At 41.4% G+C, this 16,675-nt stretch carries 16 protein-coding genes and 1 rRNA gene; all 17 read right to left on the bottom strand.

The window, feature by feature from the left end:
• Positions 1–94 (bottom strand): 16S ribosomal RNA (locus P20311_RS09470); the annotation flags it as partial.
• A gap of 610 nt (positions 95–704) precedes the next feature.
• Complete coding sequence (locus P20311_RS09465; protein WP_008112146.1) at positions 705–2,489, bottom strand: choice-of-anchor I family protein; 1,785 nt, start codon at positions 2,487–2,489, stop codon at positions 705–707.
• A 144-nt stretch (positions 2,490–2,633) separates the two neighbouring features.
• Positions 2,634–3,992 (bottom strand): bifunctional UDP-N-acetylglucosamine diphosphorylase/glucosamine-1-phosphate N-acetyltransferase GlmU, encoded by a 1,359-nt coding sequence (gene glmU, locus P20311_RS09460; RefSeq protein WP_008112144.1) that lies wholly within the window; start codon positions 3,990–3,992, stop codon positions 2,634–2,636.
• A 297-nt stretch (positions 3,993–4,289) separates the two neighbouring features.
• On the bottom strand, positions 4,290–4,712 hold the full coding sequence (locus tag P20311_RS09455; protein ID WP_008112140.1) for a F0F1 ATP synthase subunit epsilon: 423 nt from the start codon (positions 4,710–4,712) through the stop codon (positions 4,290–4,292).
• A 13-nt stretch (positions 4,713–4,725) separates the two neighbouring features.
• A complete protein-coding gene (gene atpD, locus P20311_RS09450; protein WP_008112138.1) occupies positions 4,726–6,111 on the bottom strand; it encodes a F0F1 ATP synthase subunit beta in 1,386 nt (461 codons plus the stop codon).
• Between the two features lie 33 nt (positions 6,112–6,144).
• Positions 6,145–7,005, bottom strand: a complete 861-nt coding sequence (gene atpG, locus P20311_RS09445) for a F0F1 ATP synthase subunit gamma (RefSeq protein WP_008112136.1) — start codon at positions 7,003–7,005, stop codon at positions 6,145–6,147.
• Positions 7,006–7,064: 59 nt separating this feature from the next.
• The gene (gene atpA, locus P20311_RS09440; RefSeq protein ID WP_008112134.1) at positions 7,065–8,606 is read right to left on the bottom strand and encodes a F0F1 ATP synthase subunit alpha; all 1,542 of its coding nucleotides are present in this window, start codon (positions 8,604–8,606) and stop codon (positions 7,065–7,067) included.
• A 14-nt stretch (positions 8,607–8,620) separates the two neighbouring features.
• The gene (gene atpH, locus P20311_RS09435) at positions 8,621–9,154 is read right to left on the bottom strand and encodes a F0F1 ATP synthase subunit delta (protein WP_008112132.1); all 534 of its coding nucleotides are present in this window, start codon (positions 9,152–9,154) and stop codon (positions 8,621–8,623) included.
• A 16-nt stretch (positions 9,155–9,170) separates the two neighbouring features.
• Positions 9,171–9,641: a F0F1 ATP synthase subunit B gene (atpF, locus tag P20311_RS09430; RefSeq protein WP_008112130.1), complete on the bottom strand. Its 471-nt coding sequence runs from the start codon at positions 9,639–9,641 to the stop codon at positions 9,171–9,173.
• A gap of 41 nt (positions 9,642–9,682) precedes the next feature.
• Positions 9,683–9,925, bottom strand: coding sequence for a F0F1 ATP synthase subunit C (gene atpE / locus P20311_RS09425; RefSeq protein WP_008112128.1), 243 nt, complete (start codon positions 9,923–9,925; stop codon positions 9,683–9,685).
• 58 nt (positions 9,926–9,983) lie between these two features.
• On the bottom strand, positions 9,984–10,841 hold the full coding sequence (atpB, locus tag P20311_RS09420; protein ID WP_008112123.1) for a F0F1 ATP synthase subunit A: 858 nt from the start codon (positions 10,839–10,841) through the stop codon (positions 9,984–9,986).
• A 15-nt stretch (positions 10,842–10,856) separates the two neighbouring features.
• Positions 10,857–11,237: an ATP synthase subunit I gene (locus tag P20311_RS09415; RefSeq protein WP_008112121.1), complete on the bottom strand. Its 381-nt coding sequence runs from the start codon at positions 11,235–11,237 to the stop codon at positions 10,857–10,859.
• A gap of 142 nt (positions 11,238–11,379) precedes the next feature.
• Positions 11,380–12,306 carry a ParB/RepB/Spo0J family partition protein gene (locus tag P20311_RS09410; RefSeq protein WP_008112119.1) on the bottom strand — a complete coding sequence of 309 codons (927 nt, stop codon included), beginning with the start codon at positions 12,304–12,306 and terminating at the stop codon, positions 11,380–11,382.
• A gap of 20 nt (positions 12,307–12,326) precedes the next feature.
• Complete coding sequence (locus tag P20311_RS09405) at positions 12,327–13,112, bottom strand: ParA family protein (protein WP_008112117.1); 786 nt, start codon at positions 13,110–13,112, stop codon at positions 12,327–12,329.
• A 14-nt stretch (positions 13,113–13,126) separates the two neighbouring features.
• Positions 13,127–13,747 (bottom strand): 16S rRNA (guanine(527)-N(7))-methyltransferase RsmG, encoded by a 621-nt coding sequence (rsmG, locus tag P20311_RS09400; protein ID WP_008112113.1) that lies wholly within the window; start codon positions 13,745–13,747, stop codon positions 13,127–13,129.
• A gap of 15 nt (positions 13,748–13,762) precedes the next feature.
• Positions 13,763–15,652, bottom strand: a complete 1,890-nt coding sequence (gene mnmG, locus P20311_RS09395; protein ID WP_008112111.1) for a tRNA uridine-5-carboxymethylaminomethyl(34) synthesis enzyme MnmG — start codon at positions 15,650–15,652, stop codon at positions 13,763–13,765.
• A 428-nt stretch (positions 15,653–16,080) separates the two neighbouring features.
• Positions 16,081–16,530: an FMN-binding protein MioC gene (mioC, locus tag P20311_RS09390; protein WP_008112109.1), complete on the bottom strand. Its 450-nt coding sequence runs from the start codon at positions 16,528–16,530 to the stop codon at positions 16,081–16,083.
• Positions 16,531–16,675 lie beyond the last annotated feature (145 nt).

Here is a 16,675-nt window from a genome sequence, read left to right as displayed (position 1 = left end):
GCAAAGTAGCAAGTACTTCCTGTTACCGCTCGACTTGCATGTGTTAGGCCTGCCGCCAGCGTTCAATCTGAGCCATGATCAAACTCTTCAATTAAAAAGTTTTTTGTCTTTCGACAGCTCAATGAATTCTGAATTTATTTAATATCTTTCGATATTGAATTGACTGTGCTGCAATTCCTACCTAAGTAGTTATTGCTGTTGGTCACTCAGTTTAAATTGAGACTCTAAATTTGTTTGCCTCACTACCTAAGTAGCTTGGCTGTTAGAACTCAATCTGTACGAGTGCCCACACAGATGATTGCTTTATATTGTTAAAGAACGTTGCGATTAAAGCGTTAAACTTTATCTCGCTAGGGATGCGCATATTACGCTTTCCTATTCTTTTGTCAACACTTAATTTTCAGTTTCTTTTAAAAGATTTGAAAGCTAAGTTTTACTCGACTCACTTACCGTTTGTTCAGCGCTTTTCATTGCTGCCTGCCGGGTCAGTGGATGCGCATTATAGGGATATTCTGGAGAGGGTCAATGCTTTATTTCAGTTTTATTAAATTAATTTCAATTTAGTACAGTAACCATACAAATGAAGGGCTGCAGGGCTGTTTTTGATTAAAAAGCATTCACATAAGGCATGATTATTGAGAGGGGAGGAAGTAAAAGCGATTTATAGATAACCGCTACATCGCTTTTACTTAAAACTTTACTAATTACTGAGTTGTTATTTCCCATACGGCAATTGAGCCTGAGATTTCATTACCGACTATAAGCAGTGCTTCGTTTGTTGCACTTTGCGCTGCAGGAACAAATGTCATTCCTTCAGGAGCAAGATCGCCAGTTATATCTGCACTTGGTTCTAAACCACGATTATAAAAATAGTCTTGAAATTTCACATCGTAAGGGTTGGTTATATCAAACACCATTATTGCGCCCATACGCTCTAAGCCAACAAAAGCAAATAACCTATCGCCAACCTCACCTAATGTTAGCGCTTCGGGTTCTGCCCCTTTATCATCTGAGCGTGTATCGCCTTTATTTTCATCTTCGTTATTATTGAATGCATTGCCATGAACAGAAGCGGTTACTCGTGCAATTTGATCGCCTGAGTCAAACACCACCAGCCCATTGCTATCCCAAATGGTAAATGAGCGTGCGCCATAGGCATAAAGCGATTCGTATTGGCCGTCGTTATTTTTATCACCTTTTACTGTTGTAACTTTTAAACGACCAATGTCGTTATCATCGTTATTCAAGTAATCAAAATTGGCTGCGAGCGTTAGATCTTCTACGCGGCTTTCATCTATATATGCCAAACACCCATCTTTAGCGTCATAATCAAGGCCACCCTGAGCGATGCAATCAGCTTCACCACTGGCATCAAAAAAGTATTCGCGTGCATCACCCTCATTGGCAGATACAATAAAGTTGGCTCCTTTCCAGCTAAAACTTGCAATTGTATCTGGCTGATACATGCCATATAAACCAGGGTATGATTTAAAGTTAACACCACCGTCTTTGTCCGATGCGTCAAATTGTAAGTTTGACCAATCTTTAAAACCGAGCCCTTTTAGCTCAAGGGAATTATCTTCAAGGTTGATGATAGCTAGGCCGTTATTTTCTTGAATAGAGACATACGCGTATTTATTATCCTTGGAAATACTCACATATTCTGGCTCTAAATCCATAGCAACGGTGGTATTTATTAAGCTGCCATTGATAGTACGTCCAGTAGGATTGGCAAACACTAAGCCCTGCGCTTCTAATTCTGCTTGCTTATTATTGTAAGCTTGAAAGTTTATGCTCAAAGCGGTATCGGCAATAGTGCCGTTATTGATATCGATAATGCTAATTGTGCCTTCGGGGTCGATACTGTAGTCGCCATTAGGTTCACCTTCATTAGCAACCACTACTTTTTCACCATCATGGCTAAATGTCACCATGTCGGGTAGGGCACCTACAGTTACATTTTTAATAAATACTGGTGTATCTCCGCCAATATTGTAAAACGCTATTTGGCCAGCTTCGCCCACGTTTGTAGCAGCCATTGCTACCGCTAATAATTGGTTATTTGCATCGATAGCTATGCTGTTTGCATCACCAGGCGTATTTTCATTTAGTGAGAGCGTAATGGCAGAGGCTAAGTTGGTCGCGTTTACAATACCTTCGTTATCTTTTACTAATGCTGCGGTGTCGAACGTATCGGCAGGAATGATATTCACAACAGCCTCATCGCCAGAGCTATTAATGGCATAAATCCATTTTTTAGAGGCTTGGTAGGCGACTATTTCAGCTGCCCCCTCTGGGCTTTGTGCATTGAGGACTGCGCGGCCAATAAGATTTATATTTAAAGCTGAATTTGCATTAGTGCCGTTTTCGCCATTATTACCCGCTGTACCTTGTACACCCTGAGCGCCATTTTGGCCGTCATCACCATCTAGTGAGCAACCAGTTAATAGTGATAGCAAAGAAAGGGCTATTATTGATTTGTTTAACATTATTGTTTTCCTTAGTGTTGTATTAGTTAAATATCAACACACAGGGATGACAATAGTATGGCATTGTTATTTGAATTATATTTAGGTAATAAAAAAGCGAGTCATTAAACTCGCCTTTAAATATTTAATAAGTAATGATCATTACTATTTTTTAACAGGACGTTTCCAACCATCTAAATTACGTTGCTTGCCACGTGCTACAGCTAGCTGATCATCCGCTACGGCATTGGTAATAACAGAGCCTGCGCCAACGGTTGCTGTAGCACCAATATTTACAGGAGCAACCAGTGACGAGTTAGACCCTATAAAGGCATTATTGCCAATAATGGTTTTTGCTTTATTCACGCCATCGTAGTTACAGGTAATTGTGCCTGCGCCAATATTCACTTTCTCGCCAATTTCAGCATCACCTAAGTAACTTAAGTGGTTTGCTTTAGAACCTTTGCCTAAACGGGTTTTTTTCATTTCGACAAAATTACCAATGTGCGAGTCTTCTTCCATTACTGCACCAGGGCGAAGGCGGGCGTATGGACCGAGTGTACATTTAGCCGCAACTGATGCATCTTCAATTAGTGTATTAGCTTTAATAATAACATTATCGCCGATGCTACAGTTTTTAAGTACGCAGTTAGGGCCAATTTGTACATTATTACCTAAGGTTACATTACCTTCAAAAATAACGTTGATATCGATAAGGACATCTTCACCTGTTTTAACATCGCCACGTACGTCAATACGTGCAGGGTCGGCAAGAGTTGCACCATTTAGCATGAGTTCTTCTGCTTGCCATGCTTGGTAAGCACGCTCTAATCCTGCAAGTTGTACGCGGTTATTTGCACCTTCAACTTCCATTGGATGATCAGGCTGTGCTGATGTAATTTCTACACCTTCACTGTGCGCCATAGCAACTATATCTGTTAGGTAGTATTCGCCTTGAGCATTATTGTTAGATAAATTACCTAACCATGTTTTTAAAAGCTTGCCATTAACCGCCATAATACCGGTGTTTACTTCGTTAATAAGTAACTGCTCTGCATTGGCATCTTTTTGTTCAACAATACCTACTAGCTTGCCATCAACACGTAGCATACGCCCGTAACCATTTGGGTTTGCTAGATTAACGGTTAACACTGCTAAGCCATTTTTAGGTGTCGCTGCTAATAAACGTTCAAGTGTAGATTGCTTAGTTAAAGGTACGTCACCGTATAAAACCAGTACAGTGTCGTTATCGTTAATATGAGGATTTGCTTGTGCCACTGCGTGGCCTGTACCTAGCTGCTCAGCTTGCAGTACCCAGTTTACGTTATTATCGGCAAGTTGTTGTTGTAATAATTCGCCGCCATGACCATAAACTAAGTTAGTCGATGTAGCACCTAGCGCATTGGCATTATCGATAACATGTTGCACCATAGGTTTACCTGCCACTTTATGCAGTACCTTAGGCAGAGCAGAGCGCATACGAGTACCTTTACCCGCTGCAAGAATTACTGTTGTTAGAGCCATTAAAACAATTTCCTTTTTCCGTTGTTTTAGCTTAATAGAATAAGTGTGCTGCAAAGTAGATTACGTAAGTCACATCATGTGCAAATACTCAGTAGGCTAAGCAATGGCTACTGAATCTTAACTTAAGCAAAGTAACACCTAATAGAATAGGGTTATTGTAACGAGGATCTTGCGCAGATATAAGTAATAATGAAGAGATATTAGCCATAACGATTAATTTATTTACAAATAGCGACGGGATTTATCATCAGGCACAAAAAAGCCCACATAAAGTGGGCTTTTAAAAACCAGATAGGCTTACTTTTTACGTAATTGCTGAATAACGCGTAGCTGAGCAATTGCTTCAGCTAGTTGCATTGCGGCTTGATTGTAATCAAGCTCAGCAGATGCACCTTTTGCCATTTGGGCTTCAGCGTCACGTTTAGCTTGCTCTGCAGCTTTCTCGTCCAGGTCTTCACCACGAACAGCTGTATCAGCAAGTACGGTCACTATGTTCGGTTGAACTTCTAGTGTACCGCCAGCAATATAGATGAGTTCTTCTTCACCAAATTGCTTAACTAAACGTACCATACCAGGTTTAAGGGCAGTTAGTAGTGGGGCGTGACCGGCATTAACACCTAACTCACCTTCACTACCAGATACTTGAATAGATTCTACTAAACCAGAAAATAATTTCTCTTCAGCACTTACTACATCAAGATGTACAGTCATAGCTGCCATACTACCCTCCTAATTACATGCTTTTGGCTTTTTCTTGAGCTTCTTCAATAGAGCCAACCATGTAGAACGCTTGCTCTGGCATATCATCAAACTCACCGTTTAAGATACCTTTGAAGCCTGCAATTGTGTCTTTAAGTGAAACATATTTACCTGGCGCACCTGTAAATACCTCTGCCACGAAGAATGGCTGAGATAGGAAACGCTGGATTTTACGTGCACGAGATACAAGTTGCTTATCTTCGTCAGAAAGCTCGTCCATACCTAGAATCGCGATGATGTCTTTAAGTTCTTTGTAACGCTGAAGAACTGTTTGAACGCCACGCGCTATACCGTAATGCTCTTCACCAATTACTTGTGGATCAAGCTGACGTGAAGATGAATCAAGAGGGTCTACCGCTGGGTAGATACCTAGTGATGCGATATCACGTGAAAGTACCACTGTTGCATCTAAGTGAGCAAACGTTGTTGCTGGAGATGGATCCGTTAAATCATCCGCAGGTACGTATACCGCTTGGATTGAAGTAATTGAACCAGTCTTAGTAGATGCGATACGCTCTTGAAGTACACCCATTTCTTCAGCAAGTGTAGGCTGGTAACCTACCGCTGATGGCATACGACCAAGAAGTGCTGATACTTCTGTACCCGCAAGTGTATAACGGTAGATGTTATCTACGAAGAAAAGTACGTCGCGACCTTCGTCACGGAACTTCTCAGCCATAGTAAGACCTGTTAACGCTACGCGTAAACGGTTACCCGGTGGCTCGTTCATCTGACCGTATACAAGCGATACTTTATCAAGTACGTTTGAATCGTTCATTTCATGGTAGAAATCGTTACCCTCACGAGTACGCTCACCAACACCTGCGAATACTGAGTAGCCGCTGTGCTCGATTGCGATGTTACGGATAAGTTCCATCATGTTTACGGTTTTGCCAACACCGGCACCACCGAATAAACCAACTTTACCACCTTTAGCGAATGGACATACAAGGTCGATTACCTTGATACCCGTTTCTAAAAGCTCAACTGAGCTTGATTGCTCTTCGTAAGTAGGTGCTGCACGGTGGATAGACATACGCTCGTCTTCACCGATTGGACCTGCTTCATCAATTGGCTCACCAAGCACGTTCATGATACGACCTAGGGTCTTAGTACCAACTGGAACTTGAATTGCTTCGCCTGTGTTTTCTACTGAAGCACCACGACGTAAACCGTCTGTAGTACCTAGTGCGATAGTACGTACCACACCGCCACCTAGCTGCTGTTGAACTTCTAAAGTCAAACCAGCTAAATCGCCATCTGTTACTTTTAGCGCGTCATATACGGCTGGCACGCTGTCTTGTGGAAATTCGATATCCACAACGGCGCCGATAATTTGGACGACCTTACCTAAACTCATGTCTATTCCTCTCGTTAATCTTTGCCTGAAGCATTAAACTGCTGCTGAACCAGAACAAATCTCACTAATTTCTTGTGTGATTGCTGCTTGGCGAGCTTTGTTATATACAAGCTGTAACTCATCCATAAGGTCACCGGCATTATCAGTTGCAGCTTTCATTGCAACCATGCGGGCAGCCTGTTCAGAGGCAGCGTTTTCAACTACACCTTGGTATACTTGAGATTCAATGAAACGTACTAACAAAGACTCTAAAATAGCCTCTGGGTTTGGTTCATATAAATAATCCCACGCATGTGTAGATACTTCTTCTTCAGCTTTTGGCAAAGGGAGTAACTGATCTACTATTGGCTCTTGCTTCATGGTATTAACAAAGTTGTTATATACCAGGAATAAACGGTCAATTTTACCTTCAGAGAATGCATCTAGCATTATTTTTACCGGACCAATTACGTCCTGTACTGAAGGCTTATCTCCAAGACCTGCTTTTTTAGCAAGCACTTGACCACCAAAACGTTGAAAGAAGCCAGCTGCTTTACTACCTAAAGTAGCAAAATCAGCATCTACGCCTTTCTCTTTCCACGCTTTAATGTCTAATGCAACTTTCTTAAACTCATTTGAGTTTAAGCCGCCACATAGACCACGGTCAGTAGAGATAACAATATAACCAACTCGTTTTACTTCACGCTCTTCTAAGAACGGGTGAGTAAAATCAAGATTTGCTTGAGCAACACGACCAATCACTTTACGTAATTTTTCAGCGTATGGACGGCTTGAAGCCACTCGTTCTTGCGCCTTTTTCATTTTAGACGCAGCAACCATTTCCATTGCGCTAGTGATCTTTTGAGTATTTTTAATACTGCCGATCTTGCTTTTAATCTCTTTTCCGCTGGCCATGACTCTCTCTCCGAATCAAGGTGTGCTTTAGGATATAAAGCACACCATTAATAACTAAATTACCAAGTTTGCGTAGACTTGCACTTCTCTAGAAGTTCTTTAAGCTGCGCTTCGATCTCGGCGTTGTAGTTACCAGTTTCATTGATTTGAGCCATAAGCTCTGCGTATGTGCTATTTGCGAAAGAAAGTAATGCCGCTTCGAAATCCATGATTTTAGAGATTTCGATGTCTTGCAAGTAACCTTTCTCAGCTGCGAATAACGACAAAGACATTTCAGCAACAGACATTGGCGCGTACTGTTTCTGCTTCATTAGCTCTGTTACACGCTCACCATGCTCAAGTTGAGCACGAGTAGCATCATCAAGGTCAGACGCGAACTGCGAGAACGCAGCTAATTCACGGTACTGAGCTAGGGCTAGACGGATACCGCCACCTAGTTTCTTAACGATTTTAGTTTGTGCAGCACCACCAACACGCGATACCGAGATACCAGCATTTACTGCCGGACGGATACCTGAGTTGAATAAGTCAGTTTCTAAGAAGATCTGACCATCGGTGATAGAGATAACGTTTGTCGGTACGAACGCAGAAACGTCGCCGCCTTGAGTTTCAATGATAGGCAATGCCGTCAATGAACCTGTTTTACCTTTCACTTCACCATTAGTGAACTTTTCTACGTAATCAGTGTTTACACGTGATGCACGCTCTAAAAGACGCGAGTGAAGGTAGAATACGTCACCTGGGTATGCTTCACGGCCTGGTGGACGCTTAAGTAGCAATGAGATTTGACGGTAAGCAACAGCTTGCTTAGATAAATCATCATATACGATTAATGCGTTTTCACCACGGTCACGGAAGTATTCACCCATAGTACAGCCCGAGAACGGTGCTAAGTACTGAAGTGCCGCAGATTCAGAAGCAGATGCTACAACTACGATAGTATTTGCAAGTGCACCGTGCTCTTCTAATTTACGTACTACGTTAGCAATAGTAGATGCTTTTTGACCAACCGCTACGTACACACACTTAACGCCTGTGTCTTTTTGGTTGATGATTGCATCGATTGCTAGTGCAGTTTTACCTGTTTGGCGGTCACCGATAACAAGCTCACGCTGACCACGACCAACTGGGATCATCGCATCGATAGATTTGTAACCAGTTTGTACTGGCTCATCTACTGATTGACGCTCGATTACACCTGGTGCAATTTTTTCTACAGGTTCAAAACCGTCGTTATCTAAAGCGCCTTTACCATCGATAGGAGCACCTAGCGTGTTTACAACACGACCAAGTAGACCCGCACCAACAGGAACTTCTAAGATACGACCAGTAGTGTATACTTTTACGCCTTCTGTAAGGTCAGCGTAAGGACCCATTACTACTGCACCAATTGAGTCACGCTCAAGGTTTAGTGCGATAGCATAACGGTTGCCAGGAAGCTCAATCATCTCACCTTGCATACAGTCAGCTAGACCGTGGATGCGAATGATACCGTCAGTAACAGATACAATTGTACCTTCGTTACGAGCTTCACTTACAACTTCGAACTTCTCAATACGTTGTTTGATCAGATCTGAAATTTCAGTGGAATTAAGTTGCATGCTCTTTTTCCCAATTACGATTGTAGTGTTGTGGCTAAGCGATTTAATTTACCGCGTAAAGAGCCGTCAATTACAGTGTCGCCTGCCTTAATAATAAGGCCGCCAACTACTGTAGCGTCTTCACTACAATTCAGCTTAACTTTGCGTGCGAAACGTTTTTCAAGTGCCGCTACCAATGATTCTTGCTGGGCTGCAGCAAGAGGTGTTGCCGAAATCACATCAATATCGATTTCTTTTTCATAGTCTGCTTTTAAAGCAGAAAATAAATGGGCAACTTCAGGTAGTGCAATCAAACGTCCATTTTCAGCCATCACCTTAACTAGGTTCTGACCTTGTTCGTTGAGCTGCTCACCACATAAGTTAATAAATAACTCAGCTTGTGCGGTAGCAGTAGGCAATCCAGCTAAAATGGTAGATGCCTGTTCATTGCTGGCAACGTGGCCAGCAAAGAACAACATGTCATTCCAGCTTTCAATAGCGCCTTTTTCAACGGCAAGTTCAAAAGCCGCTTTAGCGTATGGGCGAGCGATAGTAGTCAATTCAGACATGCTCATACCCTCCTAATTACAGCTCAGCGACAAGTTTTTCAACGATGTCACTATGTGCGGCTTGATTGATTTCGCGCTCTAAAATTCTTTCTGCGCCAACCACTGCCAGAGTTGCTACTTGCTTACGTAGCTCTTCTGTCACACGGTTACGCTCTGATTCAATTTCAGAGTGCCCTTGAGCAATAATTTTTTCACGCTCTTGCTGACCACGAACAGTTTCTTCGTCAACAATTAGCACGGCACGCTTTTTAGCTTGATCAATGATATCAGCCGCTTGAGCCTTTGCATCTTTAAGCTGTTCTGCAGCTTTCTGTTGCGCTAGTTCTAAGTCTTTCTCGGCTCTATCAGAGGCAGCTAAACCATCTTCGATTTTCTTCTGGCGAGCTTCAATTGCACCGTTTAGTGGTGGCCATACGTATTTCATACAAAATAATACGAACACCGTAAACGCAATTAATTCACCGATAAGAGTGGCGTTTAAGTTCACAACCGCTCCTCCTTAAATAGTAAGCTGTTCAAAAAATAAAATTAAAGTACGAACAACAATACCATCGCGATACCAACACCAATCATTGCTACAGCATCGATTAGACCAGCAAGGATAAACATTTTAACTTGTAGCGATGGTGCTAGCTCAGGTTGACGTGCACATGCTTCAAGGAATTTACCGCCCATGTTACCAAAACCGATTGCTGTGCCGATTGCACCGAAACCGATAAGTAAAGCTACTGCGATGTATTTTAAGCCGTTTAATAATTCTAAAGCTTCCATTTATTTCTCCAAAGTTTCAATTGTATTAAAAGTAAAAGTAAAATTGTAAATATAGTAATTAGTGATTATCTGAACTTGCCATGCTTAGGTATACGATTGTAAGCATCATGAATACGAATGCCTGCAATACGATTACTAAGATATGGAATACAGCCCACACAAAGTGCAACGGTAGTTGCATTAAACCTACAGCACCTATAAGGATGAAGATTAACTCACCTGCATATAAGTTACCGAACAAACGCAGAGCCAGTGAAAACGGCTTAGAAACCAATGCGATAAGCTCTAGTAATAGGTTGAATGGGATTAAAAGAATCTGCATAGCTGTATTGTTTGAACTAAACGGGTGAAGTGTTAGTTCTTTAATAAAACCGCCGATACCTTTGATTTTAATTGAGTAACCAATCATTAGAATGAACACGCCCAGCGCAAGTGCAGCTGTCATGTTGATATCTGTAGTTGGTACGATTTTCATGTATACGTCGTGTGAATCCATACCGAATGCAGTTTCGCCAACAAAGCCAGCAAATGCAGGTAGGAAGTCAACTGGGATTAAATCCATTAAGTTCATTAAGAATATCCAAACGAATATTGTTAATGCTAATGGTGCAATTAGCTTACTTTTACCGTGGAAGGTATCGCGTACGTTGTCGCCAACGAACTCAACAACCATTTCAATGAAACATTGAAGTTTTCCAGGTACACCCAGAGTTGATTTTTTTGCGGCACTACGGAAGATCCATAAAAATATTAGACCTAGTCCGATAGACCATGCGAGGGTATCTATATGCCATGTCCAGAAGCCACTATCCGTACATGCTTTATTGAAGGCAAGACCAGCGTCGGTCGAGCACATCTTAGCATTGGTTAAGTGGTGCTGAATATGGCTAGATAGAGTAACTTCTTCTGCAGCCATGTTATATCCCAAAAGTTAATGTTTAAAAAAAACGGGTGTAAACAATCCTGTAAACAACACCAACACATAAGCACAAAAGAAAGGTAGCAGTACTACCGGATAAAGCTTTAGCATTAGTGCAAACAAAACGATTGTTAGCATAAATTTTAATCCGTTGCCGCGTTTTAACGAGGCATACGCTTGATTTGCTCGACTTGCACCCATATATCTGAATGCATAAAGCGCAAATACAAAGTTAGGAAGTACTGCGACTGCGCCACCAGCTAGAGCTGAAAGTGCGGCATTGGTTTCCCAACCTATAAAAATTATTAGTGCAGCTAAAAGGGCTACAAATCCCTGAAGGCAAATTAATTTTAATGCGGCAAGCCTATACGGGCTCGCTAACTTATTAGTCACTTTTAATTAACCTTTATGACGCTCTAATTGTCAGGGTATGAAAACTGGCGAAATTATACTTAATCCTGCCAGTTTTGCAACTTGAGTAGGTGCTTTGTAACACAAAATCGCTGTAAATGTCCCTTTTTAGACATCCAATGAATTAATGGTGGGAATAGTCTTGATTGATACGGTTTAAAATACCGTCTAACTCGTCAAGATTAGTGTAAGAAATAACCAACTTCCCTTTGCCTTTTTTGTTGTAATTTATTTCTACCTTTGCCCCTAGGTTATCAGCAAGCTGCTGCTCTAACTGTTTAACATCTGGGTCTTTTTCTATTACTTCTTTTGCTGGAGCTGGCTCTAAAATAGAACGAACTAGTTTTTCGGTTTCGCGAACGGTCAATGCCTTTGCAACAGCTAAACGGGCTGCATCTGATTGCACTTCGCCTTCAAGTGCTAACAAGCAACGAGCGTGGCCCATTTCAATGTCACCATGCTCTAACAATATCTTTACATCGTTATTTAGATTATTTAAGCGTAATAAGTTAGTCACGGTCGTACGTGATTTACCAACTGCATCAGCCACTTGTTGATGTGTTAACTCAAACTCATTAAGCAACCGATTAAGTGCAATCGCTTCTTCCATAGCGTTTAAGTCTTCACGCTGAATATTTTCAATCAGAGCAATAGCAACGGCAGCTTCATCAGGTACGTCTTTAATAATACAGGGTACAAACTCAAGCTTAGCTATTTGCGCAGCACGCCAACGACGTTCACCAGCAATAATCTCGTAGCTGTTATGCGCAACAGGGCGCACAACGATAGGTTGAATAATTCCTTGTGAGCGTATCGAACTGGCGAGTTCTTCGAGTGCCTCTTCAGACATGTCTTTACGAGGTTGGTACTTACCTGAGTGTAAAAGCTCGATCGGTAGTTTTTGTAATTCACTGTTACTAGGCTGCGCTGCATTTTCAACTGCGCTGGTTACGTTAGCATTGTCCTGTTCCTTGCCTTCGCTTGGTGCAGGTTTAGATGAACTTAAAAGCGCATCGAGTCCTCGGCCTAAACCTCGTTTTTTAGCAGACATGTTATTTTTTTACCTCAAAGTTAGGCGACAACGGGAGTTGTTTTTTCTTTTCTGCGTAGCATTTCACCAGCGAGAGCTAAATAAGCTTTCGCGCCACTTGATGCTCGATCGTAGTACATTGCTGGGGCACCAAAACTTGGGGCTTCTGCAAGTCGAACATTACGTGGGATCACCGTACGGTATACTTTATCGCCAAAATGTTGTTTTAATTGTTCTGATACATCATTTGCTAGTCGATTACGCGGATCGTACATAGTACGAAGTATGCCTTCAATCTGTAAGTTAGGGTTAACTAACTTAGCAAGTTGCGTAATCGTGTCCATTAATGCTGTTAATCCTTCCAGTGCATAATATTCACATTGCATAGGTACTAAAATAGAATCGGCAGCGGCCATGGCATTAACGGTTAACATATTTAAAGAAGGCGGGCAGTCTATAAAAATAAACTCATACTGATCTTGTATTTTTTCAAGCGCGTTACGCAAACGTACTTCTCGCGCAAATAATTCCATCAGCTTAACTTCTGCAGCGGTCACATCACCGTTTGCAGCAATCATATGATATTCGCCTGAGGTTTCTTTAATAATCACTTCATCAATAGGCTTATCTTCTATGAGCAAGTCATAGATAGTAGGGACGTCACCATATTTGTCGACGCCACTGCCCATGGTCGCATTGCCTTGCGGGTCGAGATCTATTAACAGCACTTTACGCTTCGTTGCAGCCATAGATGCAGCGAGATTAACGGCAGTGGTAGTTTTACCTACTCCACCTTTTTGATTTGCTAATGCGATGACTTTTGCCACAGTGTCTCTGATCCCTAGTCTTTAGAAAGAATTATTAAATGTCGTTGTGCATCTAAATCCGGTACTTCTAATGCAATTTTTTGCTCAAACTTAACACCTGTAGGGAGTGAGTCTAATTCCTCACTTGGAAATACCCCTTTAAGTGCAATGAACTTACCTGAATGATCAATTAAGTGCGAGCACCAGTCAATCATATCTTGTAACGATGCAAATGCACGACTTAGTACGCCATCTAATTTAACACTTGGTTGATATTCTTCAACTCTTGACTGCACCGGGGTGACATTATCAAGACCAAGCTCATGTTTAACATGCATTAAAAAACGTACACGTTTACCTAAACTATCTAATAATACAAACTGCGTTTCAGGTAAGGCAATAGCTAACACTATGCCCGGTAAACCAGGACCTGTGCCAACATCAATATAATGATGACCGGTCAAGTGAGGAGCAACAACTAAGCTATCCATTATATGTTTAACCATCATTTCTTGAGGCAAACGTACCGAGGTTAAGTTATAGGCTTTATTCCACTTATCGAGTAATTCAACATAGCGGACAAGTTGTTGCTGTTGTTTTTGTGTTAGCGCAATATCAGTTTGCGCTAACAAAGTTGTTAATTGTTGCTGTAACACAATGTACCTTTACCGTTACGCAGTTTTGCGTAACAAGCCTTGCTTCTTCAGATACACTAATAATAGCGAAATCGCCGCTGGGGTGATACCAGAAATACGCGAAGCTTGGCCGATAGTGTCTGGACGAGCATCAATTAGCTTTGCAACTACTTCGTTTGATAAACCAGAGACGGTTTTATAATCAAACTCTTTTGGTAGGATTGTTTCTTCATGACGAAGCTGCTTATTGATCTCATCTTGTTGACGCGCGATATAACCTGCGTACTTTGTATGAATTTCAACCTGTTCTAGAGCGGCCTGATTAGTGAACTCAGATCCGAGTCCTTCAATCGCCATCAAGTCGTTATAACGCACTTCTGGACGACGCAGTAACTCTTCTAAGCTGGCTTCACGCACAAGTGGCGTTTTTAGTAATTCGTTTACTTTATTAACCATGGCATGATCTTTATGGATCCAAGTATCTTTAATACGCTGTTTCTCTTTAGCGATCACTTCCATTTTTTCGTTGAATGCTTGCCAACGTTCATCGTTAACTAGACCTAGTTCACGACCTTTTTCAGTTAAACGAATATCAGCGTTGTCTTCACGAAGTAGCAAACGGTATTCAGCGCGGCTAGTAAACATACGGTACGGTTCTTTTGTACCCAGTGTTGCTAAGTCGTCAATCAGTACGCCAACATAGGCTTCATCACGACGTGGTGTCCACGACTCTTTACCTTGTACTTGTAATGCTGCATTCATACCTGCGATCAGACCTTGCGCACCCGCTTCTTCGTAACCGGTAGTACCATTAATTTGACCAGCAAAAAATAAGCCATCAATAAACTTTGTTTCTAATGATTGTTTTAAATCGCGTGGATCAAAAAAGTCATATTCAATAGCATAGCCAGGACGACAAATGTGTGCGTTCTCAAAGCCGGTGATCGATTGCACAATTTCTAACTGCACATCGAACGGTAAGCTAGTTGAAATACCGTTAGGGTATAACTCGTATGACGTTAAACCTTCTGGCTCTACAAATATCTGGTGTTTATCTTTATCTGCAAAACGGACAATTTTATCTTCAATAGACGGACAGTAACGTGGGCCTATTCCTTCGATTACACCTGAGTACATAGGTGAGCGATGTAAGTTTTTGCGAATAACATCATGTGTTTTTTCATTGGTGTAAGTGATGTAACACGGAATTTGTTGCGGATGGTCGCTTTGTTTACCCATAAATGAGAATACCGGTGTTGGTGCATCACCTGGTTGTTCTTGCATTTTACTAAAATCAACAGTCCGGGCATCAATACGCGGTGGCGTGCCGGTTTTTAAACGATCTACTCTAAATGGTAATTCACGTAAGCGATCAGCTAAGGCAATTGAAGGCGGATCGCCAGCTCGGCCACCTTTGAAATTTTCAAGGCCGATATGAATTTGACCGCCTAAGAATGTACCCACGGTTAGTACCACACTAGGTGCACTAAAACGTAAACCCATTTGTGTCACCACACCGGTTACACGATCATTTTCAACGATTAGATCATCACATGATTGCTGAAAAATCTTTAAGTTTTCTTGGTTTTGAAGTGTGTTTTGAATAGCCGCTTTGTACAAGGCACGATCCGCTTGTGCACGCGTCGCTCGTACAGCAGGGCCTTTAGAAGAATTAAGCGTGCGGAATTGGATCCCGCCTTTGTCAATAGCTTGAGCCATTGCGCCACCTAGGGCATCAATTTCTTTAACCAGATGGCCTTTGCCAATGCCACCAATTGCTGGGTTACAAGACATTTGACCAAGGGTATCCATATTGTGAGTCAGCAGCAGGGTATTCATCCCCATACGGGCAGCTGCCAATGCGGCTTCAGTGCCTGCATGTCCACCACCTACTACGATAACGTCAAAATTTTCGTGAAAAATCATTAATGGGATCCTACTTAAATCAAACCAGTAAACTTCAAAAGGGAGCGTATTCTACCTAGAAATTAGCAGAAGATAAATGATTAAACAGTGCTCAAGATCTAAGTAAGTGATCTCTAATAATATAAAGGATCTTTTAAAGAGATCTTTTAATACTATTACTACTACTGATCGGTTTTTCTGTTGATAAGCTTTAGATCATGATTAAAAACATATAATTAGATCGGATCTAAAGGTGTTAATATGATCGGATCTTCAGGCAAATAAGCTCTGATCAAAACAGGCTGTTATACACAGGCCGATCAAGTCTCGATCTTATCCCATGGATAAGCATGGCTAAAAAAGCAGTTTAATCAGTGTTTATCCACAAAACTTATTAAATTATTAGCAAATTGTGGGTAACTTTATTTATAACTTTTCGCTTGATCTTTCTATTTTAAACCTGTCTGTGCTATCCATGAGTCTAACCAAGCTAAGGCCGTATCTTCGGGCAGTGCTTCATCAAGAATATTAAGCTCTAAACGTTGTGCTACTTTTACAGCGCCTTTTTGGCTTAAAAGAGTATCTACATTTCGCCCTGCAAGGTTATAAGTGTCGTAACTAGTATCGCCAAGTGCAATAACCGAATACTTTAAATGTGAAAGATCATCCACTTGAGATACTTGTTCGATAAAACCAATCAGGTTGTCAGGGTAATCACCCGCACCGTAGGTTGATGTACAAACTAACCAAATAGTATTTTGTTGATCTATTTCATTAAATTCAGGTTGATCATGTAGTTGGCTATTAATCCCTTGGTTGTTAAGTGCATCATTTAACTGCTCTGCAACGTACTCGGCGGATCCCATTTGACTACCAACGATAATATTTACTGAACTCATGAATATGGCTGATCACTATTAGTTTTAATTGCTGCCTATGATAGCTCAGTGAGTATAACAGTAAAGTTAAGAGTGTTATTTTGTATAACTATTTTTGTGGTAATTTAAGCCTTGGTATTAATTGCTTGCTTAACTTATTGATTAT

This window comes from Pseudoalteromonas sp. BSi20311 (assembly GCF_000239875.1).
In the GTDB taxonomy this organism is placed as follows: Bacteria; Pseudomonadota; Gammaproteobacteria; order Enterobacterales; family Alteromonadaceae; genus Pseudoalteromonas.
Note: the sequence above shows the minus strand (reverse complement) of the source record. Positions and strands in the feature narration are given on the sequence as shown.